Raw genomic sequence first — 24,958 nt, 5'->3', positions numbered from 1 at the left:
ATCTATTAATGGTGGATTGATTATTAGTAAATATTATAAAGATGCTTTAAATTTTAAAGAACAAATGAGTGGATGTGTGTAAAGAGATTTAAAATTTACTATATAGTGATTATAAATATTATTCTTTTATACTATTTATATCGCTGAGTTTTATTTAGGATTGCTAAAATATTAAAATAAAAGCATATTAAATATATTAAGAATTGAATTTGCAAGACACAAGTATCTATTTTTACACTAGATATTAAAATGTTTATTAATAATTATAAAAACATTGATATGTGGTAATTATCCAGATTTATCTTTATCTTTTGTTTTTTAATATTAGATATAATTTTCTAAATTAAATTTCAAAATCAAATCTAAAGGAAAAATATGCCAATTATAAATATTAAGCTTTCAGACCCAATGCCAAGTCGTCAAAAACTAGATGAAATCGCAACTAAAATTACTGATATAATGGTAAATGATCTAGGCAAAAATCCTCAAAGAGTTGTTATAAATTTTGATGAGATTAGAAGTGATGCAACATATTTTGGCGGTAAATCTGTTCAAGCTATGAAAGAGGGTAAATAATGGCTGAAAAAATAAAAGAAGCTACAGTATTTAATCAAGAAGATATTGATCGTAAAGTAATTTTAGCAGCTGGTGACATGGCTCCAGAATTTAGTCTAGAAAATAGTGATGGAGTAAGTATTAGTTTAAGAGATTTTAGAGGTAAAAATGTAGTATTATACTTCTACCCTAAAGATAATACTCCAGGATGCACAACTGAGGCGTGTGAATTTAGCGCAAATTATGATGAATTTGTAGCTAATGATACTGTGATTGTAGGAGTTAGCCCAGATAATACTAAGAGCCATAGTGGATTTATCGCAAAGCAAAATTTAAAACATATCCTACTAAGTGATATTAATAAAGATGTAGCAAAAGCGTATGGTGTGTGGCAGGTTCGTAAAAATTATGGCAAAGAGTATCTAGGCATAGTAAGAACTACATTTATCATAGATAAAGAGGGCAAAATAGCAAAAGTTTATAAAAGTGTAAAAGCAGCTGGTCATGCTGCTAAAGTCTTAGCTGATTTAATAAAGTAGTTAATTTGTTAGTTCATATATGTTGCAGCGTCGATAGTCACTATTTTATCGCTGAGTTGAAGAAATTATACCCTAATGAGCGAATTATTGGCTACTTTTATGATCCAAATATTCATCCATATAGTGAATTTTTGCTAAGATTTAAAGATGTCAAGCGTAGTTGCAAGCAGCTTGGCATAAAGGTTATTTGCGGCGAGTATGAGTATGAAGAGTGGCTAAGAGGCACTAAGGGTTTAGAAAATGAGCCAGAAAAAGGTAAACGTTGTGAATATTGCTTTGAATTTCGTGTAGGAAATAGCGCAAAAGCCGCCATAGAATTAGGGTGTAAAAAGCTTACTACAACATTGTTAATGAGTCCTAAAAAAGATTTTACACAGTTAGAAAATGCACTAAATAACGCTATAAAAGGGACAGATTTAGAATCTGTTGCTGTGGATTTAAGAAAAAATGGCGGCACCCAAAGACAGTTTGAACTAGCTAAAAGGGATAAGCTCTATCATCAAAACTACTGCGGTTGTATATACGGATTAATTAAACAACGTCAAAATGAAGAGGTGATAGACGAGCTTTGTGAACCACTTGGCGCTCAAATTCAGCCAGGTTCTATCAGTTATCGTTTAAAATTATATAAAAAGGTAAGAAAACTAGAACAAAAAGGGGTAGAATTTGATCTAATTAGACAAAAGATTTTAAACTATAGATTACATTTTGGAAGGGTAAAAATTGATACTAATGTTGTACCTAGTTATTTTATCTTTTACTCACATTTTAAGCTTAAGAGTTCTAAGTTTAATATTGAGGTTTTAAGCGAGCAAGTTAATGTAAATAAAGATGATATTAAACTAATAAGCTTAGCTAAGTTTAACTCCATTGGCGGTTTTAAATATAAAAATATAATGGAATTATTAATTAATCCCCCAAAGATAAAAAAAGAGTTAAAATTGCGTAAAATGCTAACAGGTTTAGAATTTAATCTTAGTCCAATCATTGTGCTAGATGAGATAAAAACTGGTAGATATATAATTGAAGCAAATAGTCAAATTTACCACTCTAGCATAGAGTTAGCAGTAAAAATTTAAAAAAATATATCTGAATTTAGCGAAAATTTTTAATATTATTAATAAAATTCAACTAATATTTTGCTAAATTTAGATACAATTTAGCACTTTTTATTCCGAGGTATTTAATGATAGATGTAGTTGAAATCCAAAAAATATTACCACACAGATATCCATTTTTGCTTATTGATAGAGTGTCTAAGCTAGAACCTAGCAAATTTATTAAAGGTTATAAAAATATAACAATTGCTGAGCAAGTTTTCCAAGGTCACTTTCCAGGTCATCCTATATATCCAGGCGTTATGATAATCGAAGGAATGGCGCAAGCTGGCGGTATTTTGGCTTTTAAAAGCATGGGTGAGGCTGAACAAGCTAACGCAGAAGATAAGGTAGTTTATTTTATGAGTATCGATGGGGCAAAATTTAGATCTCCGGTTCGCCCAGGCGATAAACTAGAGTACCATTTAGAGGTCTTAAAACATAAGGGAAATATTTGGGTTTTAGTTGGTAAGGCTTATGTAGATGATAAATTAGTAGCTGAAGCTGAGCTAAAGGCAATGATCGTAGATAAATAATAAGTAGAAAATATGCAAATTCATAGTACAGCAGTAGTTGAAGATGGTGCAATTTTAGGCGATGGGTGCGTGATTGAACCATATGCTTTTGTTAGTTCAAAAGCAATTTTAGGTGATAATGTAACTATTAAACAAGGTGCTAGAATCATTGGTGATACCCATATTGGTAGTGGTAGTAAAATTTATAGTTATGCTATAGTAGGTGATATACCTCAAGATATTAGCCACTCTTTAGAAGATACAGGTGGGGTGAGAATTGGTACTAATGCTACAATTAGGGAGTTTGCTACAATAAATTCAGGCACCAAAAAAGGTGATGGATATACCATAATCGGCAATAATAATTTTATAATGGCTTATACGCACATAGCTCATGATTGTTGTCTTGGTGATGGGATTATTTTGGCTAATGGTGTAACTCTTGCTGGGCATGTGATAGTTGATGATTATGCTGTAATTGGTGGGCTTACCCCAGTTCATCAGTTCGTTCATATTGGTGAGAGTTGTATGATAGCTGGTGCCTCAGCACTTAGTCAAGATGTTGTACCGTTTTGCTTAGCTGAGGGCAATAGAGCCTATATTAGAAGTTTAAATTTAGTCGGAATTCGTAGAAGATTTGATAAAGATACGGTTGAGGATATTAATAGGGCTTATAAATTTCTATTTAGAAGTGGTGGAGGATTAAAAGATAGAGCCTTGGAACTTTTAGGACAAAATCCTACTATAGAAGCTAAAAAAATGTGTGAATTTATCATAAATACAAAACGAGGAATACCGCTTGATAAAGGGAGAGATTAATGGCTAGAAAGTGTAGTTTTTGCGGTGAGAGCGAAGCAAATGATAGAAAACTTTTAGCTAATGAGAGTGATAGCTCATTTATATGCGAATTTTGCGTAGATGCAGCATATAATGCAGTTCATGGTGATGAAATAGGATTAAATAGCCAACCGGCAATGGATTATAAAGATATTACGCCAAAGATCTTAAAGGGAGTTTTAGATGATTATGTAATTGGTCAAGAAAGAGCCAAAAAAGTCTTTAGTGTAGGAGTTTATAATCATTATAAAAGAATATTTAAGCAACATAGTATCGAAGATGATACCGAAATTTCAAAATCAAATATTTTGCTAATTGGCCCAACTGGAAGTGGTAAGACCTTGATGGCACAGACTTTGGCTAGATTTTTAGATGTACCAATTGCTATTTGTGATGCTACAAGTTTAACCGAGGCTGGATATGTAGGCGAAGATGTGGAAAATATCTTAACTAAGCTTTTAAATGCAGCTGGCGGAGATGTAGCTAGAGCGCAACAAGGAATTGTTTTTGTAGATGAGATTGATAAGATTGCTAGAATGGGCGAGAATCGCTCAATTACTCGTGATGTAAGCGGCGAGGGTGTTCAACAAGCCTTGTTAAAAATTATTGAAGGTAGTGTAGTAAATATTCCGCCAAAAGGTGGCAGAAAACATCCAAATCAAGAATTTATTCAAATAGATACTACTAATATTTTATTTGTGTGCGGTGGTGCATTTGATGGGCTAAAAGATATAATCGAGCGAAGATTAGGTAAGAATGTTTTAGGTTTTGGCCAAGAAAAACGAGGTAAAAGCGAGAAGACAAATTTGCTTAGTCTTGTAGAGCCTGATGATTTAGTGCATTTTGGACTTATTCCTGAGCTTATTGGTAGATTGCATGCTATTACTACTTTAAATGAAATTACGACTGAGGATATGATAAGAATATTAACTCAGCCAAAAAATGCACTTTTAAGGCAGTATGAAAAGCTTTTTGCTATTGATGGGGCTAGGCTTAAATTTGAAGATGAGGCGATTAAAGAGGTAGCAAATCAAGCCATTAAACGCAAAACCGGAGCAAGAGGCCTAAGAAGTATAATGGAAGATGTTATGATAGATATTATGTATGATCTTCCAGAACTAAATGGCTATGATGTAATAATATCAAAAAGTGTAATCGATGGCGAAGCAAAGCCGTTATTAATGAAAGTAAAATAAAAGGGGATATATGATTTTAGACCAACTAGTAGGACTTTTTTCAAGTGATATGGGTATTGATTTAGGCACGGCAAATACATTGGTTTTAATAAAAGATAAAGGTATTGTAATTAACGAACCAAGCGTCGTAGCAGTTCAAAGAGAGAAGTATGGTAAGCAAAAGATACTAGCAGTTGGACAGGATGCTAAAGAGATGGTAGGTAAGACTCCAGGTGATATAGAGGCTATTAGACCGATGAGAGATGGAGTTATAGCTGATTTTGATATGACTGAGAAAATGATTAGACACTTTATAGAAAAGACTCATAGAAGAAAAACATTTTTACGCCCTAGAATCATTATCTCTGTACCATATGGTTTAACTCAAGTAGAGAGAAAAGCTGTAAGAGAAAGTGCGTTATCAGCTGGAGCTAGAGAGGTTTTTTTAATTGAAGAACCTATGGCTGCAGCAATTGGAGCAAATTTGCCAGTTCGTGAACCTCAAGGTAGTTTAGTAGTTGATATCGGAGGTGGTACAACTGAGATTGGCGTGGTATCTTTAGGAGGTTTGGTAATTTCTAAAAGTATTAGGACTGCAGGAGATAAGCTTGATGCAAGCATTGTAAACTATGTAAAAGAGAAATTTAATCTATTAATTGGTGAGAGAAACGGTGAAGAGATAAAAATCAAAATTGGCTCAGCGATCCAGTTACCTAAAGAGCTATCTATGGTTATAAAAGGACGAGATCAAGTAAGTGGCCTATTAAGTCGTATCGAAATTACTAGTGAAGATATTAGAGAGGCAATGAGAGAGTCTTTAAAAGAGATTGCTGATGCGTTAAAAACAGTTTTAGAAAATATGCCACCTGATTTAGCTGGTGATATAGTTGAGCGTGGTGTCGTTTTAACTGGTGGTGGAGCGCTTATTAGGGGGCTAGATAAGTATCTATCTGATATTGTTAAGTTGCCTGTATATGTAGCTGATGAACCGCTTCTTGCAGTGGCTAGAGGTACTGGTAAGGCTTTAGAAGAGATAGGGCTTTTACACCAATTAATCAATGAATAAACTTAAATTCTTATTGATAGTTATCTGCTTAGGTTTTATATCATTTTACTTAAGCGATTATGCTAGAAGTGTAGTGATGAGCGGGGTTAAGCTTACACTATCTTTATACCAAGATAGCAGGGATTTTATCATAGATACTATCAATGAACATTTTAATCAAGCCAGCGAGATAAGAGCGCTTAGAGAACAAAATATTGAATTAGAGCGCTCTGTTACGCTACTTTCAGCTTTTGCTTATAAGCTTGATGCTTTATTAAATGAACAAAACTCTACTAAATTTACACCAAATATCCAGTTAGTTCGAGCACTATCATATATGAATATTGGCGATCATGATAAGGTTTGGATTGATTTTGATGAATTTGATGAAAATAAAATCTATGGCTTAATCTCGCAGGGTAAAACTGCTGGAATCGTGATAAATAAAGATGGCAGTCCGCTTGCCCTACTACAAACCGATCCAAAGTCGACATTTTCAGTTAGTATAGGAGAGCAGCGCATAGCAGGAATTGCTACAGGAAATGGTAAGAATATTGTAGTTAAATTTATTGCTCAATGGCTAAGCCCAAAAGTCGGCGATGAGGTTTATACTAGTGGGCTTGATGGGATATTTTTTAGCGGTGTTCCAGTAGGTAAAATTACCAAAGTTTATGAAGAAGAACTATATAAAAGCGCAATTGTAGAAACTGATTTGAAAATTCAAGTCCCAAGCTATCTTTATGTTGTAACAAATCAATAGCTTTACTATTTTGATTAAATTTAATATAAATTGCTAAATTTAACAGTAAATTTTCCTCCTTTTTATGCTGATTTTTATCTACAATTCAATATAATTACGCTTAGTTTTTATTTGAAATCAAAATAAATTGATAATCTTAAAATGCATATAAATTAAGAGAGGTAGAACTATGCCAAAAAGAGAAGATATCAAGACAATTTTATTAATAGGTAGTGGTCCTATTATCATTGGCCAAGCTTGTGAATTTGATTATAGTGGTACTCAGGCTGCTAAGACTTTAAAAGAGCTAGGATATAGAGTAGTGCTAATTAACTCAAATCCAGCTACGATTATGACAGACCCAGATTTTGCCGATGCAACATATATTGAGCCAATTACTAAAGAGAGCATTAGTAGAATTATTAAAAAAGAAAATGTAGATGCGCTCTTGCCTACGATGGGTGGTCAAGTTGCTTTAAATGTAGCTATGGAGCTTTATGAAAATAATATGCTTGGCAATGTTAAATTCCTAGGTGCTAATCCAGAAGCGATTAAAAAAGGAGAAGATAGGGTAGCATTTAAAGAGGCTATGATTAAAATCGGTATGGATCTACCAAAATCTATGTATGCATATAATATGGAAGAAGCACTAAAAGCTGCTAATGAGATTGGATTCCCGCTTATTATTAGAGCTAGTTATACTCTTGGCGGTGCTGGTAGCGGTGTGGCATATAACCTTGATGAGTTTAGAGATATTGCTGAGAGTGGGATTGAGGCTAGTCCAATAAATGAGATTTTAATCGAAGAGAGTTTGTTGGGATGGAAAGAGTATGAGATGGAGGTTATTAGAGATAGAGCTGATAACTGCATTATCGTCTGCTCTATTGAAAACTTTGATCCTATGGGCGTGCATACAGGTGATTCTATAACCGTAGCACCAGCACTTACGCTAACTGATAAAGAGTATCAGTATATGCGTGATGCAAGTTTTAAAATCTTGCGTGAAATTGGCGTAGATACTGGAGGCAGCAATGTGCAATTTGCTGTAAATCCAAAAAATGGTAGAATGACTGTAATTGAGATGAATCCACGTGTAAGTAGAAGCTCAGCCCTAGCTAGTAAGGCTACAGGTTACCCAATTGCTAAGGTAGCAACTATGTTAGCTGTGGGCTTTACTCTTGATGAGATTAAAAACGATATCACGGGGACACCAGCAAGTTTTGAGCCAGTAATTGATTATATAGTAACTAAAATTCCACGCTTTACCTTTGAAAAATTCCCAGGTTCTAATCCATATCTAGGCACTGCGATGAAGAGCGTGGGCGAGGTTATGGCAATTGGTAGAAGTTTTAAAGAGAGCGTTCAAAAAGCTCTTTGTAGCTTAGAAAAAGATTATAGTGGATTTAATTATCTAAATTTAAGCGACGAAGATTTGGTTTTTGGATTAAGAAATGGCCATGAAAATAGAATTTTATATATTGCACAGGCTTTTAGAAATGGCAAAAGCGTAGAAGATGTTTATGAATTAACTAAGATTGATAGATGGTTCTTAACTCAAATTTATGAGATAATTGAATTTGAAGACCGTATAGATATGGATATTTTAAATGATAAAGAGCTATTAAGAAAGGCTAAAACTTGGGGCTTTAGCGATAAGATGATAGCGCATTTAATCAATTCTAAAGATAATCTAGAACTAAGTCAAAACGATATATATTATGCTAGAATGCGTCACCAAATCGGCTTAGAATATAGCGAGGTTGATACTTGTGCTGGCGAGTTTCCAGCACTAACTCCATATCTATATAGTAGCACAAATATCACTCCAAATCTACCAAATCTACCTACAAATAGTAATAATAAAAAAGTTTTAATAATTGGCGGAGGCCCTAATCGTATAGGTCAAGGTATTGAGTTTGATTATTGTTGTGTTCATGCTAGTTATGCTTTAAGAGATTTAGGTGTTACAACTATTATGTATAATTGTAATCCTGAAACTGTATCAACTGACTATGATACTAGCGATATTTTATATTTTGAACCAATTGATTTTGAACATTTAAGAGCGGTAATTGAGCGTGAAAATCCAGATGGCGTTATCGTTCATTTTGGCGGACAGACTCCACTTAAATTTTCTAAACGCTTATCAATGATCGGTGCTAAGATAATTGGAACTACAGCTAGGGTAATTGATATTGCTGAAGATAGAAAAAAATTTAGTGAGTTTATTCGCTTAGTTAATGTAGCTCAGCCTGATAATGATACTGCTATTAGCGAATCTGAAGCACTAGAAAAGGCAAATAAAATCGGCTATCCAGTTTTAGTTCGTCCTAGCTATGTCTTAGGCGGTAGAGCAATGAGAAGAGTTCATAGCGAGATTGAGCTTAAAGAGTATATGAGCGAAGCAGTTAGAGTTAGTAATAACTCTCCAGTTTTACTTGATAAATTTTTGCAAGATGCAACTGAGCTCGATGTAGATGCTATTAGCGATGGCAAAGATGTATATATCGGTGCGATTATGGAGCATATAGAAGAAGCAGGAATTCATAGTGGCGATAGCGCTAGCATACTTCCACCGCAAAACTTAAGCCAAGATATCATAGATCAAGTAGAAAAATGCACCAAAGATATCGCTTTGAAGCTTGGTGTTATAGGGCTTATGAATATTCAATTTGCTGTGTATGATAATAAACTTTATATCATCGAGGTCAATCCAAGAGCTAGTCGCACGGTGCCTTTTGTCAGTAAAGCTACAGGCTTGCCAATGGCTAAGGTAGCAACACGCGTAATGTGGCAAGGTAATTTAAAAGAGGCGCTTGAGTTTTATGATCAATTTAAAGTAGTTAAATTTGATGGCGAAATTTATAAGCCTAGTTTAAATGGCGTAGTATGCGTGAAAGAGAGCGTGTTCCCATTTAATAAATTAAGTGGAGCTGATCTAATCTTAGGGCCAGAGATGAAAAGTACTGGTGAGGTTATGGGTATTAGTGATAGTTTTGAAAAGAGCTTTGTTAAATCACAAATTGCAGCTAAAAATATCTTGCCAAGTGGTGGTACTGTCTTTATCAGTTTAGCTGATGCAGATAAGAACCGCGGTATTGAACTGGCTAAGAAATTTGAAAATTTAGGTTTTGAGATTGTAGCAACTGGTGGTACATATAAAATTCTAGCTCAAGCTGGAGTAAAATGCGAGATGGTTTATAAAATTAGTGAAGGCCGTCCAAATATAGAAGACAGGCTAAAAAATGGCGAGATAGCCCTAGCGGTAAATACTAGCGATAGCAAATCTAGCACAAGCGACGCTGTAAAAATCCGCCAAGCGGTGCTTAGATTTAAAATCCCATATTTTACTAATATGAACGCAGCTCTGAAAGCAGCTGAATCAATTAGCTCAAATGAAGAGGCCTTAGAAGTTAAGAGCTTGCAAGAGTATCTAAATAGATAATAAATTTGCCACGCTTAGTCGTGGCAGCTTATTTAAGATATATTTAAATGATCTACCTAGCACAAACTGATACAACAGCTGGATTTTTAAGCAAAGATTTAAAAGAATTAAATTCTATTAAAAATCGCCCATTAAATCAACCCTGTTTAATCTGTGTAAGCAAATTTAAAAATTTGCAAAACTTTTCACGCGTACCAAAAAAATATAAAAACCTAATCCGCCGCACCAAAAAAACAACATTTATCTACCCAAATTCACAAGCTATAAGAGTGGTAAAAGATCATCCACACGCTAAGTTATTAGATAAGTTAGGATGGGCATATTCTACTAGCGCAAACCCTCATAAAAAGGGATTTGATATCGAATTTGCGGTGGCTAATGCGGATATAATCATAGATACGAAATTCACCCCAGCCCCAGCCTCAAAAATATATAAAATTTCAAAAACCAATATCAAAAAGATTAGATGATCTCATCATCTTTTACGATCTTTTCTATAAGGCCAAATTGAATATGCTTAATCTCAAATTCCCCAGCTTTTATAAATCCTATGCTATCATTTGGGCGGATTTTGTAAATTTTGGATTTGATTTTGAGCTTTTTTCGTCTGCCAAATAGTGCGTTGATAAAGCTTATTGTGTTGTTTCTTTGCCAGTTTAGATCTAAATTTACTCTAAAATGCTTTGGCAATTTTTTCTTTTTACTACCAATTAGGAAGTAGCGTATAGATCCAGTTAATATTTCTCCGCCATATAGATATAGTCTAGACCATACAGTCATAGAGCTTAATATCTGCTTAAGCTTATCTTCTTCGATTGTATTGGGGCGAGTTTTGCTACGATTTTTATCTATGAATTTCAAAAAATTATGTTTGGTAATAATCTGCTTATTTTTGAGAATTTGTCTTGATAGATTGATTCTAGTTTTGTCAAAAACAACAAAGCTTAAAATATTAAATTTACTCAAATCAACCTCTTTATTTTGGAGATAATATTTAAAAATTTGAGTATTTTTAATCAGTTTAGCAAATGGATCTTGATGAAGCGTGGTGCGATTTTTGGTAGTTTGTATCCACTCATCGCCCTTAATATCGATATTTCCAACCCAGTGCTTAAACTCTATAAGATAGATATTAAGCCCATCTACAATGATAAAATCAATCTCGTGTAATCCAGATTGGCTATCTTTGACACGCTTATTTTTGTAGATATTTAGTCCTTTAATTTGGCTAATTGTATCGAAAAATTCACTCTCAGCTATACTCCCAGCACGACTAGCCATATTTGGCAAAGTTATGCTTGGGCTTGAGATAAGCTTATAATTTTGCCAAAAGTTTTTTATCATTTAATCAGCCTATTTACAGCTAAACTAGCTAAATTTAGTCCAAAACTAGCAGTTACGCCTATAAAACTTCCTAAATTCACGCAATTTGGTGCTTCGGTAGAAAATACCACCTTATAATCACCCTTAAATCCAGCTTTTTTAAGCTCATATCTTATTTTTCTAGCAAATGGATCATTTGTAGTTTTCCAGATACTTGCGACTTTTATTTTTGTTGGATCTAGCCTTTTAGCGCCACCCATTGAGCTAAGCAGTCTTTTAGAGCAAATTTTGGCTATTGCTACTTTGGCAGGGATATCATCGATACAATCTATTATAAGATTAAACTCACTAAAATCAAATTCGCTTATCACGCTAGGGGTTAGCTTTAAATTTAGTGTCTTTAAGCCAGGATATAATCTAGCAAATACATCTGTTTTATACTCACCGATATTTTCGCTACCTATTTGGCGATTTTGGTTGGTAATATCGAATTTATCGCAATCAATCGCCGTGATATGTCCAACGCCACTACGATAGAGCGCATCGATACACACGCCACCTACGCCACCACAGCCGCATACTAAGACTTTGGAGTCTTGGAGTTTTTGAAATTTATCGCCAAAAATCCAGCGACTTCTAGTAAATCTATCAACCATTTTAAATCCAATTTTTTATAGTTTCTATGCTTTTGTGAGCGGTCATATCAAGCTTAATTGGCGTTAGACTAGCGTAGTTTTCATCAAGTGCCGATATATCGCACTCATAGCCTAAATTAGCAGCATATCTAATCCCTGGTGTCCCTAGCCAGTAGTACTCTAGCCCTCTTGGATTGCGATGGATTTGGGCGTTTGTATTGTAGCTTTGCTGACCTGCGGGGACGATTTTTAGCCCTTTATATTCGCTTTTTGGCACAGCTGGGATATTTAAATTTAAAAACTCCCTACCGCTTAATGGATAGCCATTTTCAAAGATATTTTTGACTAATTCTAAGGTAATTTCACAAGCTAAGCTAAACCCAAATTGATCCAAACTATCATTTTTATATAGTTGCGAAACCGCAATGGAGCAAACCCCTTGAAGTGTGCCCTCCATAGCGCCACCGCAAGTACCTGAATAGGTGATATCTTCGCCTACATTTGCGCCGTGATTTATCCCACTTATTATAAGATCAGGCTTTTTATTTTTATACATTGTCTCAAGCGCAAGATAGATACAATCACTAGGCGTAGCATCATCAAGTTTGAAAAATCCATCATCAAGCTGAATAAATCTAAGTGGGCGAGTAAGAGTAATAGAGTGCGAACAAGCTGATTTTTCGCTACTTGGAGCGACTACTACTACATTAGCTATTTGGCTAAGTGCATCACGCAAAGCCAGTATCCCAGCTGCCTCAAAGCCATCATCGTTTGTTATTAAAATCTCTTTCACTTATATCCTTTTTTGATGAATTTTACCTATAATTTTTAAATTGTTGGCTATAATTTGAGCTAAATTTAAAAGGGAAGTTATGAAAATTTTAGTTTCATCGCTAGAAGCATCGGCAAATTTACATCTTAAAGAGATTTTAACTCATATTAATGGGGTGGAGATTTGTGGGATTTTTGATAAGAGATTTGGTGCTGCTCTTTATGATAGTAAGGAGTTTAGCGCTATGGGGTTTGTGGAGATTTTGCCACTGATATTTAAGGCCAAAAGAGCGTTAAAACAGATGGTGGAGCTAGCTAAAACTTGTGATAAGGTTTTGCTGATAGATAGCCCAGCTTTTAACCTGCCTTTGGCAAAAGCGATAAAAAAAGCGAATTTAAAATGTGAGATAATATACTATATCTTGCCACAGGTTTGGGCGTGGAAGCCAAAGCGAGTAGCTAAGGTAGAGAGGTATTGTGATACTTTGGCATCTATTTTGCCTTTTGATAGTAAATTTTATCATAGAAGCCAATATGTAGGCCATCCACTCTTAGATGAGATAGATATCCAAAAAAATTCTTATAAGAAAAACTCTATAATATCATTTATGCCAGGATCTAGAAGAAGCGAGATAAGTCGCTTAATGCCACTATACAAAGAGGTGGCTAAAAACATTAATGGCAAAAAGCTTTTGGTGATTCCGCCATTTTTGGCTAATAATATTGCTGAGTATTATAGGGATGTGGGTGAATTTGAGATTGTTTATGATACTAAAGAAGCATTGATAAAAAGCGATTTTGCTTTTATCTGCTCTGGGACAGCGACTTTGGAGGCGGCTTTGATAGGAGTCCCTTTTGTGCTTTGCTATAAGGCAAAAGCGATTGATATATGGCTTGCTAGAAAACTTGTGAAGTTAAAATATGCAGGTCTGGCAAATATAATATTTGATTTCATGGGCAAAGAGCCTTTACATGATGAGTTAATCCAAGAAGATGCCAACGCCCAAAATTTAATCAAATCTTATAATAATTATAATGAAAATAAATTTATAAAGGCTGCTAAGGAGCTAAGAGAGTATCTAAAACACGGAAGTGCTAAGAGCGTTGCTGATATGATTTTAAGATAAAATAGGATAAAATCCCAAATCAAATTTAAAAGGAAAAGCCATGACAGAACCAATGACAATCTATGGTTATGAGAAGATTACAGCTGAATTAAAAGATCTAAAGACAATCCAAAGACCAGCGATAGTAAAAGAGATAGATATAGCAAGAAGCCACGGCGACCTAAAAGAAAATGCCGAGTATCACGCTGCTAGAGAGAAACAAGCCTTTATAGAAAATCGCATAGCCGAACTTAGCGATATAGTAAGCAGAGCTAAGGTAATCGATCCTAGCGAATATGAGCATGATAAGGTTAAATTTGGCTCAACTGTAACTATAATGGATATCGATAGCGAAGTTGAGACGACATACACTATCGTAGGGATAACCGAGAGCGATCTTAGCCGTGGGCTAATCTCTATTTCAACACCAATTGCTAAGCAATTAATCGGCAAAAAAGCAGGCGATGAGGTGATTTTGACCTTGCCAAATGGCAAAAGCGAGATAGAGATAGTCGAAGTAAAATATCAAGATATAGCTTTTGAGTGAATTTGATTAACTTAAGGATGAAAATGGCAGATAAGATCAGAGTAGGGATAGTTGGAATTAGTGGTTATACAGGGCTTGAATTAGTTAAAATGATAGTGGCTCATCCAAATTTTAAGCTTTGCTATGCGGGGGCTAGTGGTAGTGGGAATTTGGCTCAAAGCTTCACTAGTTTAAAAGGCGTTATCGATATGCCAATCGAAGCAGCAAATACCGATGAAATCAAGGCTAGGTGCGATTTAGTATTTTTGGCTTTGCCGCATAGTGAAGGGATGAAAATCGCTAAAGAGCTAAGAAAAAGCGATATAAAAATCGTAGATTTATCGGCCGATTATCGTGTGAGCTTAGAAAATTATGAGAAGAATTATTGCGCTCATTTGGATAAAGATGGATTAAAAGATGCCGTTTATGGGCTAGTGGAGATGAATAGAGATAGGATTAAAAAGGCAAATTTAGTAGCTAATCCGGGGTGCTATCCTACTTGTTCGCTTTTGGGTTTGTTGCCTTTTGCCAATATGCTAGATCCTAAATTTGGTGTTATGATCGATGCTAAAAGCGGATTAAGCGGAGCTGGAAAGAGCCTAAAATCTAGTAGCCACTTCATAAGCGTAAATGAGAATATGAATGCCTATTCGCCACTTACCCACAGGCATAGCGATGAGATTAAAGAGCATCTGAATTTAGCTCATAATACCAATATTGATGTAATGTTTGTGCCACATTTAATCCCGCTTAGTCGTGGAATGCTAGTTAGTAGCTATGGGGTTTTAAAGCCTGAATTTAAGGATATTGACCCAATAAGCGTTTTAGAAAATTTTTATAAAGATGAGAAATTTATACGCATTAGGCGTGAGCCTGTTAGTATCAAAGATGTCGCTGGGACGCATTTTTGTGATATTTTTGCGATAAATAATGGTGGCAAGATTTGGATAAATTCTAGCATAGATAATCTTCTTCGTGGCGCTTCATCTCAAGCTTTAGCAAATGCGAATTTAATGCTCGGGATAGATGAGGCGGTGGCTTTGCCGATTATTGGGAATTCTATATGAGAATTTTAGATGGGGCGATTTTTATAGCTGATGCACATGAAAACGCTAAAAGATCTCAATTCTTAAAACTTATTAAAAATTTTAATAGCGGCGCTTTGCCGCTGCCACCACAGATATTTTTGGTTGGTGATATATTTGATTTTCTTAGCTCTACTAGTTATACTCAAATATTTTATAAAGAGTGGATCGAAGAGCTAAATTTGCTTGCCAAAAAGAGTGAAATTCACTATTTTGAAGGCAATCATGATTTTAATCTTAGCTCCGTTTTTAAGGGTATCACAATCTATCCTATCTCATCTCAACCAGCTATTTTTACCCTTGATGATAAGCGTGTAGCAATAGCTCACGGCGATATATTTTTGGGATTTTTTACACAAAATATACTTAAATTGCTTAGAAATAATTGGTTTTTAAAGTTGATGGATTTTATAGATAAGAGCTTAAATCACAAGATATCTAAGTGGATTTTATCTACTCAAAAAGATAAGAATTTATCCTATAAAATACCAAATTTCAAAGAGCTAATAAGTCAAAAAATCGCTAATTACCAAGGTGATATTGTAATTGAAGGACATTATCATCAAGGGGTTAGATTTGAGATAAATTCAAAAGATTATATAAATTTACCTTGTTTTGCGTCTGAGCGTAGTTATTTTATTGTAGAATACGCCGATGAAATTAAATTTCAACTTATAAGGAGCCCAAATGTTTGATGATAATATCTTAAAAACGGGTTCGAATGAGATGGAGCTTGTTGATTTTCGCATCTTAAAAAAGGGCAAAGATACTGTATACGAGGGTATTTACGGTGTCAATGTTGCTAAAGTAAAAGAGATAATCAAAATGCCAAATCTTACCGAACTACCAGGCACGCCCGATTATATTGAGGGGATTTTTGACCTTCGTGGCGTAGTTATTCCAGTTATTAGCCTTGCTAAATGGATGCAAATTGAAGAGCCTAAAGAGGCCTTTGTAAAACCTAGAGTTATTATTGCTGAGTTTAGTAATATATTTATTGGTTTTATTGTTCATGAAGCTAAAAGAATTAGACGTATAAACTGGAAAGATATTGAACCAGCAAATTTTGCTGGAAGTGCTGGAACTGGAACTTTAGACAGATCTAAAATCACAGGCGTAACAAGAATTGAAAATGATGATGTTTTACTTATTTTGGATTTAGAAAGTATTGTTGAAGAATTAGGAATATATCAGCCAAAAATGGAAGTTGAGGTAAATGAGATACATAAATTTAGTGGTGTAGCGCTAATTTTAGATGATAGCCTTACAGCTAGACGTTTAGTTAGTGATGCACTAACAAAAATGGGTTTAAGAGTAGTAGAGGCAAAAGATGGCGTTGAAGGACTTGAGAAGCTAGAAGATCTTTACTCAATGTATAAAAACGACTTAGAACAAAATCTACGTGTTATTATTAGCGATGTTGAGATGCCTCAGATGGATGGATTTCACTTTGCAGCTAATGTAAAAGATGATAAGAGATTTGCTAATATTCCTATTATCTTTAACTCATCATTGAGTAATGAATTTAGTGAGCTTCATGGCAAGGATGCAGGCGGTGATGTGTTCTTAACTAAATTTAATGCTACAGAATTTTATGCCGCTGTTTCAAAAGTGATTGAATCACGCAAAAAATATATCAGTTAAGAGGTGATTTATGGATGATATGCAAGAGATACTAGAAGACTTTTTAGTCGAGGCATTTGAGCTTATTGAGCAAATTGACCATGATTTAGTCGAGTTAGAGGCTAATCCTGAGGATCTAGAATTATTAAATAGGATATTTCGTGTAGCTCATACAGTCAAAGGTAGCTCGTCATTTTTAAATTTTGATGTTTTAACAAAGCTTACTCACCATATGGAAGATGTGTTAAATAAAGCTCGCCACGGAGAGTTAAAGATAACTCCAGATATTATGGATGTAGTGTTAGAATCAGTTGATATGATGAAAGCACTTTTAAGAAGCATTAGAGAGCGTGGAAATGATGTTGATGCGGGTGTGAATATATCTGATATATGCGATAGATTAACTGCTATTAATGAAGGCAGAGATCCAAATGCTGATCATAATATATCTACACAGCCACAAGAAGAGGCGCAATCTAAGCAAGATAGTCATTTAGAGCCACAATCAGCAATGGATCAAGAGCCAGAGGTGGATGTAAATAGTTTAAGCGAAGCTGAAGTAGAAGCTGAAATTGAGAGATTGCTTAAAGTTCGTAAAGCTGAAGATCAAGCTAGGCGTGATAAGCAAAAACAAAATAGCGAACAATCAGCTGTGCAAACTCCTGAATCAACCCCAGCACCAGAACCAGTACCAACTCCAGCCGCTAAACCAGCGCTTAAAAAAGAGTCAAAAGAATCAAATGCTCCAGCTCATTCTAGCGCCTCAGCTGTAGAACAAACTATTAGGGTCGAGGTGAAGCGACTTGATAACTTGATGAATTTAATCGGTGAGCTAGTTCTTGGTAAAAATAGACTTCTTAAAATTTATGATGATGTAGAAGAGAGATATGAGGGTGAAAAATTCCTTGAGGAGTTAAACCAAGTAGTAAGTGCATTAAGTTTAGTAACAACTGATATCCAGTTAGCTGTTATGAAGACTAGAATGCTACCAATTGCTAAAGTATTTAACAAATTCCCAAGAATGGTGCGTGATTTAAGTCGTGAACTAGGTAAGCAAATCGATCTGGAAATAAGCGGTGAAGAGACAGAGCTAGATAAATCAATCGTAGAAGAAATTGGCGATCCGCTAGTTCATATCATTAGAAATTCATGTGACCATGGTGTTGAAAGTCCTAAAGAGAGATTAGCAGCTGGCAAACCTGAAAAAGGTATTATTCAACTAAAAGCTTATAATGAAGGCAATCATATCGTAGTTGAAATAGTAGATGATGGTAAGGGAATTGACGCTTTAGCTGTTAAGATGAAAGCATTAGAAAGAGGCTTAATCACAGAAAGAGAAGTTGATAGCATGACTGATAAAGAGGCATTTTCGCTTATATTTAAGCCTGGATTTTCTATGGCTAAGCAAGTTACAAATGTCAGCGGTCGTGGCGTGGGAATGGATGTTGTCAAGACAAATATCGAAAAGCTAAACGGTATCATAGATATAGATAGCGAAGTAGGTAGAGGCACGATAATGAAACTCAAAATTCCACTAACTTTAGCTATTATCCAATCTTTATTAGTAGGCTCTCAAGAAGAATTTTATGCTATACCACTAGCAAGCGTAAAAGAGACTGTTAGAGTTCCAGTAGATAATATTTACACTATTGAAGGTAAAAATGTCCTTAGACTTCGTGATGAAGTTCTTAGTCTTGTTAGACTTGGTGATCTGTTTGGAGTTAAGCAGGTATTTGAAAGTGGCGATCAAACCTATGTAGTTGTAATCAATGTAGCTGATAGTAAGCTTGGTATTATTGTAGATAGCTTGATTGGCCAGGAGGAGATTGTTATTAAATCACTTGGTAACTACTTGCAAAATATCCGTGGAATTGCTGGTGGTACAATTAGAGGCGATGGTAAGGTAACTCTAATTGTAGATGTAGGTATGATTATGGATATGGCTAAAGAGATTAAAGTAGATATCAGAGCCAGTATGGAATCAAGCGCACAAATGTCTAAAAAAGAAAAACCAAGCGATTATAAAGTCCTAATCGTAGATGACTCTAAGATGGATAGAACAATTATGCAAAAATCGCTTGAACCAATCGGCGTAACTGTGATTGAGGCAACAAATGGTATAGAAGCACTAAATATAGTAAAATCAGGCGATCACAGCATAGATGCGATGCTAATAGATATTGAAATGCCTAGAATGGATGGATATACCCTAGCAGGCGAGATTAGAAAATACTCTAAATATCGCAATCTGCCATTAATTGCCGTTACCAGTAGAACAAGCAAGAGCGACCGCTTAAGAGGCGTAGAAGTAGGTATGACCGAGTATATCACCAAACCATACTCACCAGAATACCTAGAAAATGTCGTAAGAAAAAATATAAAGCTAGTGTAAGGAAGTAAAATGAGCGATAGATTAGGTGAAGTTTTACAAAGACAAAAACAGCAAATAAATGAACCAGAAAATACTAAAGATAGAGAAGAGATAGAACAGCTTGTAGGCTTTATCGTTGGGGAAGAGGAATTTGCTATTCCAATTTTATATATCAAAGAGATTATTAAGCCAATTGAGTATACAAGAGTACCTAGCGTTCCACCATATGTACTTGGTGTGTTTAATCTTAGAGGTAGTGTAATTCCTTTAATAGATTTAAGAATTAGATTTAATCTAGAACCTAGCAAAATGACCCCAAATACTAGATATATCGTTATGCAAGATAACGAGAATATCGCAGGGTTTGTTATAGATAGGCTAACTGAAGCGATTAGAATAAAGACTAATCAAATTGACCAGCCACCTGAAACTTTGGCAAAAGATAAAGGAATGATACAAGGTATTGGTAAAAGAGATAATAATATCTTAACGATATTAAAGGTTGAATCTTTATTAAAGCGTGATTTTTAAGGTTTTTACATGATAAAACTTTGTGTTTTTGATTTTGATTCTACGCTAATGGATGGTGAGACTATCACCATTCTCTCAAGCGCAATGGGTAAAGATAAGGAAGTTGGCGAGATAACTGCTAGAGCGATGGCGGGTGAGCTTGATTTTTACGAGAGTTTAGTACGACGTGTTAGATTGATTGAGGGTTTAGAACTTAGTAGGGCACTAGAAATTACATCAAATTTACCATTTATTGCCGGTGCAAAAGAGATAACCGCATATCTAAAATCTAAAAATATTAAAACAGTTGTATTTAGTGGCGGGTTTCATATTGCTACTGATTCAGCACAAAAAAAGCTTGGCTTTGATCTAAATTTTGCAAATGAGCTTCATCATAAAAATGGTATTTTAACTGGTAATGTCGGTGGCGAGATGATGTTTGGTGACTCTAAGGGCAAGATGCTTAAAAGGCTTAAAGAATTTCTAGGTTTAAGTAGTGATGAGGTTGCCTGCGTAGGCGATGGAGCAAACGATTTATCTATGTTTAAAGAGGCTGGCACTGGTATTGCATTTTGTGCAAATAAGATACTAAAAGAGGCAGCAACTCACATCATAGATATTAAAGATTTAAATGAGATTAAAAAAATTATATAAAAGGTAGAAAATGAGAGATATTAACTTTTCTCTTTGGTGTGATTTTTTAGAGCGTGATTTTATAAATTCAGAATTTATAGAATTAATTCAAAATGACACAATCAATGGAGCTACAAGTAATCCAAGTATATTTAAAGAGGCGATTTGTAATTCACAAGCCTATAGTGAACAAAAAGCCAAATTTAGCAAAAGAAGCGCAAAAAAGATATATGAAATTTTAGCTACAAACGATATTAAAATGGCAGCACATAAAATGCTTGCTAATTATGCAGCTGGAAACGATGGCTTTGTAAGTATTGAAGTAGATCCAAATTTGATCTTAGCTAGTGATATCATCGATGAGGGAAAAAGATTATATAATGCGATTAAGATGCCAAATGTGATGATTAAAATTCCAGCTATATCATCTGGATTTGATGCAATGTGCGAATTGATGAAAAAGGGAATTAATGTAAATGCAACACTGATTTTCTCTAAAGACCAAGCGCAAAATTGTTTAGACGCATTTAAAGAAGGTACTAAAAAATATAGCACAAAATTTCCACAGACTCCACTTCCTCAAGGAGTGATTAGCGTGTTTGTAAGCAGGTTTGATAGACTACTTGATGAAAAGCTTGAAGAGACTGGTAAATTTGGAATTTATAATGCTACAAATATCTATAACAAAATTCAAAATGCTGGCCAAAGAAATGTAAGAACACTATTTGCAAGTACTGGAGTAAAGAGTAATCAACTTCCAGCAGATTATTATATTAAAGAACTTTTGTATCCAAATTCAATTAATACAGCCCCACTTGATACTATTAAATCATTTATCGCAAGTGGCGAATTTGCTCCAAAAACTATACCAAGTAGCGAGGAAATAGATACATTTATGACTAAAGCTAAAGAAGCTGGAGTGGATTATAATAAGGTTTGTGCTAAGCTTTTAGATGATGGCTTGGAAGCATTTGTAGCGGCTTTTGATGAAATTTTGACATCATTATCATAAGCTTAAATTTAGATTTTTTAGCTATAATTGCCACTTATTTTATTTTAAGGAAAGATAATGTTAGAAGGCATTGTTAGAGAGAGTATTGACAAAAGAAGCACGAAAGCTCTTAGGAGAGATGGTTATCTAATCGCTAACATTTACGCAAAAGGTATTGAAAATATCAATGCTGCTTTTAAAGTAAATGATTTTATCAAAGCTGTTAAGGCTAAAAGCGGTTTGAAATTTGATGTCAGCGTAGGTGGTAAAACCTATAATGTTGTGGTTGTAGATTACCAAAAACACCCAGTAACAAGCATTTTAAAACATGTTGATTTAAAAGTTGTTTTACCAGATGTTGAGTCTAAATACCTTGTCCCAGTTGTCCCTGTAGGTACTCCAGCAGGTATCAAAAATAAAGGTGTTTTACTACAATCTAAAAAACGCTTAAAAGTTAAATGTAAAGGCAAAGACCTTCCAGATAGCTTTAAAGTAGATGTATCACCGCTTGATATCGATGATACTATTTTAGTTCGTGATATCGAGGCTCCACAAAATGTCCGCATCATCGATGCAGGTCGTGTAGCTGTCTTAGGTGTAGTAAAAGCTAAGTAATGACTCTAATAGCCGGACTTGGCAACATTGGCAAAGAGTATGAAAATACTCGCCATAATGTTGGATTTATGCTTATCGATCTAATCTTAAAAGATGGTGGATATAGCGATGTAAGTTCGGCTAAATTTCAAGGTGAGCTATACAAAAATGGCTCACTTCTTCTTCTTAAGCCATCCACATATATGAATTCAAGTGGCAAATCCTTAAAAGCTGTAAATGATTTTTACAAACCTAATCACATTATTGTTATCCATGATGATCTTGATATCGCTTTTGGTGCGATGAGATTTAAAAATGGCGGAAGTAGCGGCGGCCATAATGGAATCAAATCTATTGATTCTTTAATAGGCAATAACTATGATAGGGTTCGCATAGGAATAGGCCGTGGTGATAAGAGTGTTATTGATTATGTTTTGGGTAAATTTGATAATAGTGAGATGACGCAACTTAATAAAATTTTATCTCATGCTAAAGAAGCTGTTTTAGCCTTAGCAAATTCTGGCGATATTGCAGCTATTTCATCTAAATTTACACTTAAAGCATAAAATTATCTTAATCCTAAATTTGATATAATACTAAAATTAAATTTAGGATTAACATGAAATTAGAAGATATTAAAACTCCAGCCTATGTTTGTGAAGAGGCGAAACTTAAGTCAAATTTGAATATACTTAGTCATGTCGCTAAGGAGAGTGGAGCTAAGGTGCTTTGTGCGCTTAAGGGCTTTGCTTTTTCCCCTGGTATGCCACTTGTCTCCAAAATGTTAAATGGTGCTACATGTAGTGGTTTAATAGAAGCTAAATATGCTAAAGAGCATGGTTTTAGAGAAATTCATACCTATTCTCCAGCTTTTAGCGATGATGATATAGATGAAGTTTTATCAATTAGCCATCATGTTGTTTTTAATAGTTTTGCACAGTGGAAAAGATTTGCTATTAAGGCTAAAAATAGTAAAGCTAGCATAGGCTTACGTGTCAATCCAAATGTCTCAGCTAGTCCAACTGATATGTATAATCCATGTGGAAAATATTCTCGTTTAGGCATTACTAAAACAAACTTTGAATTTAGCGAGCTTGATGGAATTGAGGGATTGCATTTTCACGCACTTTGCGAGGAGAGTGCTCAAAGCTTAGAGATTGTTTTAAAAGCATTTGAAGAGCAATTTGGTCAGATTATTCCACGTATGAAATGGATTAACTTTGGTGGAGGCCATCACATTACAAAAGCAGGATACGATATAGAGCTATTAATAAATTTAATTAAAAACTTTTCCCAAAAATATGGTGTACAAGTCTATATTGAACCAGGTGAAGCTGTAGGTTGGGAGTGCGGGTTTTTGATTGCAAGTGTGCTTGATATTGTAGATAATGAGCAAAAAACTTGTATAATTGATGCCTCGGCTGAATGTCACATGCCTGATACGATTTTAATGCCATATCGTCCAAAAATTAGAGGCGAGAGAGTTGATGGTAAATTTTGTTACAGATTTGGTGGAGCGACTTGCTTAGCTGGCGATATAGTAGGAGCTGAGGCTGGTGAGCCAATTTACAGCTTTGATAAGCCAATAGATATTGGTGATAGGGTAATTTTTGAGGATCAAATTCACTATACAATAGTTAAAAATACCACATTTAATGGCGTTAAGCTTCCAAGTTTGGCAATGATGGATGAGAGTGGCAATGTCGCTATTTGGCGTGAATTTGGTTATGATGATTATGCAAAACGAAACTAAGTAGATTAAATGGCAGACGAACAAGAAAAAACCGAAGAGGCCACCGCCAAGAAGATTGAGGATGCTAGAAATAAAGGTAATGTCCCTAAATCTCAAGATATGAGCGGCTTTGTAACATTGCTTGTAGGATGTGTAGCACTCATTGCTTTGATGGGATTTATGGGCGATCGAGTAATGAATTTGTATCTATATTATCAAGATATAATTGGTACTCCGCTTACTAGAGAGCTGTTTTTTAAGATTGTAATTCATTCGGTTTTACAGTGTTTGCTGATACTTTTACCGCTATTAATTTGCGTGATGATCGCAGGTATTATTGCTAATGTTATGCAGTTTGGTTTTATTTTTACTACCGAGCCGCTTACGCCAAATTTCTCTAAACTTGACCCAATTAAAGGTCTTGCTAATCTTTTTTCACTCAAAAAAGCCGTGGAGACGGTTAAGATTGTAGTTAAAGTTTCGGCAATTTTTGGCTGTGCGTTTTACGTATTTTTACAATTTATTACCGAGTTGCCTTATACAATGTTTTACACGATGTTTGACCAGTTAGTTTGGCTTAGAAATAAAATGTTTATTCTAGCTGGGATTATGCTCTTGCTCTTTATGCTGATTGCAATTGCAGATATTTTTATCGTAAGGTATCAATATTTTAAAGGGCTTAGGATGTCTAAACAAGAGGTAAAAGATGAATACAAGCAAATGGATGGAGATCCTCGTGTCAAAGGGCGAATTCGTCAGCTTCAGATGCAAGCAGCCAAGAAGCGTATGATGCAAAATATTCCAGCAGCTGATGCTATTATAACTAACCCAACTCACTATGCTGTAGCTATTCGTTATGATAAAGATAAAGAATCAGCGCCTGTAGTACTAGCTAAAGGCGTGGATCATTTAGCGCTAAGAATTAGACAGATTGGCATTGAGCATGGAGTGCAAATAGTAGAAAATCCACCATTGGCTCGTGAGTTATACCGATTGTGCGATGTTGATGATCAGATTCCAGCTACGCTATTTAAGGCTGTGGCTGAAGTACTTACATTTGTATATTTAGGCAATAAGACTAAATTTGCTAAAAGATTAAATGGGTAAGTGT

At 34.9% G+C, this 24,958-nt stretch carries 26 protein-coding genes; 23 read left to right on the top strand and 3 right to left on the bottom strand.

From position 1 onward, the window contains the following. Positions 1-375 precede the first annotated feature (375 nt). The 10 genes from CIGNP91_RS07905 (at position 376) to CIGNP91_RS07860 (ending at position 10,417) form a co-directional block, all read left to right on the top strand. Entirely contained in the window at positions 376-576 is a 201-nt protein-coding gene (locus CIGNP91_RS07905; RefSeq protein ID WP_086225534.1) for a tautomerase family protein, read from the top strand. Next, the gene (gene bcp, locus CIGNP91_RS07900) at positions 576-1,094 is read left to right on the top strand and encodes a thioredoxin-dependent thiol peroxidase (RefSeq protein WP_086253840.1); all 519 of its coding nucleotides are present in this window, start codon (positions 576-578) and stop codon (positions 1,092-1,094) included. The genes CIGNP91_RS07905 and bcp overlap by 1 nt, the downstream gene beginning before the upstream one ends. A gap of 5 nt (positions 1,095-1,099) precedes the next feature. Next, complete coding sequence (locus CIGNP91_RS07895) at positions 1,100-2,173, top strand: epoxyqueuosine reductase QueH (RefSeq protein ID WP_086253839.1); 1,074 nt, start codon at positions 1,100-1,102, stop codon at positions 2,171-2,173. A gap of 107 nt (positions 2,174-2,280) precedes the next feature. Further along, positions 2,281-2,727, top strand: coding sequence for a 3-hydroxyacyl-ACP dehydratase FabZ (fabZ, locus tag CIGNP91_RS07890; RefSeq protein WP_086228739.1), 447 nt, complete (start codon positions 2,281-2,283; stop codon positions 2,725-2,727). 12 nt (positions 2,728-2,739) lie between these two features. Next, positions 2,740-3,525 carry an acyl-ACP--UDP-N-acetylglucosamine O-acyltransferase gene (lpxA, locus tag CIGNP91_RS07885; RefSeq protein WP_086225530.1) on the top strand — a complete coding sequence of 262 codons (786 nt, stop codon included), beginning with the start codon at positions 2,740-2,742 and terminating at the stop codon, positions 3,523-3,525. Continuing rightward, entirely contained in the window at positions 3,525-4,739 is a 1,215-nt protein-coding gene (gene clpX / locus CIGNP91_RS07880; RefSeq protein WP_086225529.1) for an ATP-dependent Clp protease ATP-binding subunit ClpX, read from the top strand. Before lpxA ends, clpX begins: the two co-directional genes overlap by 1 nt. Positions 4,740-4,749: 10 nt before the next feature. After that, the gene (locus tag CIGNP91_RS07875) at positions 4,750-5,784 is read left to right on the top strand and encodes a rod shape-determining protein (protein ID WP_086225528.1); all 1,035 of its coding nucleotides are present in this window, start codon (positions 4,750-4,752) and stop codon (positions 5,782-5,784) included. Continuing rightward, positions 5,777-6,523 (top strand): rod shape-determining protein MreC, encoded by a 747-nt coding sequence (gene mreC, locus CIGNP91_RS07870; RefSeq protein ID WP_086229893.1) that lies wholly within the window; start codon positions 5,777-5,779, stop codon positions 6,521-6,523. Before CIGNP91_RS07875 ends, mreC begins: the two co-directional genes overlap by 8 nt. 169 nt (positions 6,524-6,692) lie before the next feature. After that, on the top strand, positions 6,693-9,947 hold the full coding sequence (gene carB, locus CIGNP91_RS07865; protein ID WP_086253838.1) for a carbamoyl-phosphate synthase large subunit: 3,255 nt from the start codon (positions 6,693-6,695) through the stop codon (positions 9,945-9,947). 47 nt (positions 9,948-9,994) lie between these two features. Next, a complete protein-coding gene (locus tag CIGNP91_RS07860; protein WP_086253837.1) occupies positions 9,995-10,417 on the top strand; it encodes a Sua5/YciO/YrdC/YwlC family protein in 423 nt (140 codons plus the stop codon). Here the strand turns inward: CIGNP91_RS07860 and CIGNP91_RS07855 are convergent. From CIGNP91_RS07855 to surE, 3 genes are read right to left on the bottom strand one after another with little or no spacing between them, the layout of a single operon-like run. Beyond that, a complete protein-coding gene (locus tag CIGNP91_RS07855; protein ID WP_180383230.1) occupies positions 10,410-11,291 on the bottom strand; it encodes a nuclease-related domain-containing protein in 882 nt (293 codons plus the stop codon). The genes CIGNP91_RS07860 and CIGNP91_RS07855 overlap by 8 nt on opposite strands. Further along, on the bottom strand, positions 11,288-11,926 hold the full coding sequence (locus tag CIGNP91_RS07850) for a ThiF family adenylyltransferase (RefSeq protein WP_086253836.1): 639 nt from the start codon (positions 11,924-11,926) through the stop codon (positions 11,288-11,290). Before CIGNP91_RS07850 ends, CIGNP91_RS07855 begins: the two co-directional genes overlap by 4 nt. Before the next feature lies 1 nt (position 11,927). After that, positions 11,928-12,698, bottom strand: a complete 771-nt coding sequence (surE, locus tag CIGNP91_RS07845; RefSeq protein WP_086253835.1) for a 5'/3'-nucleotidase SurE — start codon at positions 12,696-12,698, stop codon at positions 11,928-11,930. Positions 12,699-12,777: 79 nt separating this feature from the next. Between surE and lpxB the strand changes: the two genes are divergently transcribed. From lpxB to flhB, 13 genes are read left to right on the top strand one after another with little or no spacing between them, the layout of a single operon-like run. Next, entirely contained in the window at positions 12,778-13,803 is a 1,026-nt protein-coding gene (lpxB, locus tag CIGNP91_RS07840; protein WP_086253834.1) for a lipid-A-disaccharide synthase, read from the top strand. A 40-nt stretch (positions 13,804-13,843) separates the two neighbouring features. Next, positions 13,844-14,329 (top strand): transcription elongation factor GreA, encoded by a 486-nt coding sequence (gene greA / locus CIGNP91_RS07835; protein ID WP_086235041.1) that lies wholly within the window; start codon positions 13,844-13,846, stop codon positions 14,327-14,329. 23 nt (positions 14,330-14,352) lie between these two features. Beyond that, entirely contained in the window at positions 14,353-15,375 is a 1,023-nt protein-coding gene (gene argC / locus CIGNP91_RS07830) for an N-acetyl-gamma-glutamyl-phosphate reductase (RefSeq protein WP_439097921.1), read from the top strand. Next, a complete protein-coding gene (locus tag CIGNP91_RS07825; RefSeq protein WP_086253833.1) occupies positions 15,372-16,088 on the top strand; it encodes a UDP-2,3-diacylglucosamine diphosphatase in 717 nt (238 codons plus the stop codon). Before argC ends, CIGNP91_RS07825 begins: the two co-directional genes overlap by 4 nt. Next, the gene (locus CIGNP91_RS07820; protein WP_086225514.1) at positions 16,081-17,037 is read left to right on the top strand and encodes a chemotaxis protein; all 957 of its coding nucleotides are present in this window, start codon (positions 16,081-16,083) and stop codon (positions 17,035-17,037) included. Before CIGNP91_RS07825 ends, CIGNP91_RS07820 begins: the two co-directional genes overlap by 8 nt. A gap of 10 nt (positions 17,038-17,047) precedes the next feature. Further along, positions 17,048-19,408 (top strand): hybrid sensor histidine kinase/response regulator, encoded by a 2,361-nt coding sequence (locus CIGNP91_RS07815; protein WP_086253832.1) that lies wholly within the window; start codon positions 17,048-17,050, stop codon positions 19,406-19,408. A 9-nt stretch (positions 19,409-19,417) separates the two neighbouring features. Next, positions 19,418-19,918: a chemotaxis protein CheW gene (locus tag CIGNP91_RS07810; RefSeq protein WP_086232868.1), complete on the top strand. Its 501-nt coding sequence runs from the start codon at positions 19,418-19,420 to the stop codon at positions 19,916-19,918. A gap of 9 nt (positions 19,919-19,927) precedes the next feature. After that, on the top strand, positions 19,928-20,551 hold the full coding sequence (gene serB / locus CIGNP91_RS07805; protein WP_086253831.1) for a phosphoserine phosphatase SerB: 624 nt from the start codon (positions 19,928-19,930) through the stop codon (positions 20,549-20,551). 10 nt (positions 20,552-20,561) lie between these two features. After that, complete coding sequence (locus CIGNP91_RS07800; RefSeq protein ID WP_086253830.1) at positions 20,562-21,542, top strand: transaldolase; 981 nt, start codon at positions 20,562-20,564, stop codon at positions 21,540-21,542. 57 nt (positions 21,543-21,599) lie between these two features. After that, positions 21,600-22,136 (top strand): 50S ribosomal protein L25/general stress protein Ctc, encoded by a 537-nt coding sequence (locus tag CIGNP91_RS07795; RefSeq protein WP_086234003.1) that lies wholly within the window; start codon positions 21,600-21,602, stop codon positions 22,134-22,136. Beyond that, entirely contained in the window at positions 22,136-22,681 is a 546-nt protein-coding gene (pth, locus tag CIGNP91_RS07790; protein ID WP_086241735.1) for an aminoacyl-tRNA hydrolase, read from the top strand. Before CIGNP91_RS07795 ends, pth begins: the two co-directional genes overlap by 1 nt. A gap of 53 nt (positions 22,682-22,734) precedes the next feature. Next, a complete protein-coding gene (nspC, locus tag CIGNP91_RS07785) occupies positions 22,735-23,868 on the top strand; it encodes a carboxynorspermidine decarboxylase (protein ID WP_086253829.1) in 1,134 nt (377 codons plus the stop codon). Positions 23,869-23,877: 9 nt separating this feature from the next. After that, the gene (flhB, locus tag CIGNP91_RS07780) at positions 23,878-24,954 is read left to right on the top strand and encodes a flagellar biosynthesis protein FlhB (RefSeq protein WP_086228752.1); all 1,077 of its coding nucleotides are present in this window, start codon (positions 23,878-23,880) and stop codon (positions 24,952-24,954) included. Positions 24,955-24,958 lie beyond the last annotated feature (4 nt).

This window comes from Campylobacter sp. P091, from assembly GCF_002138935.1.
Classification (GTDB): Bacteria; Campylobacterota; Campylobacteria; order Campylobacterales; family Campylobacteraceae; genus Campylobacter; species Campylobacter devanensis.
Note: the sequence above shows the minus strand (reverse complement) of the source record. Positions and strands in the feature narration are given on the sequence as shown.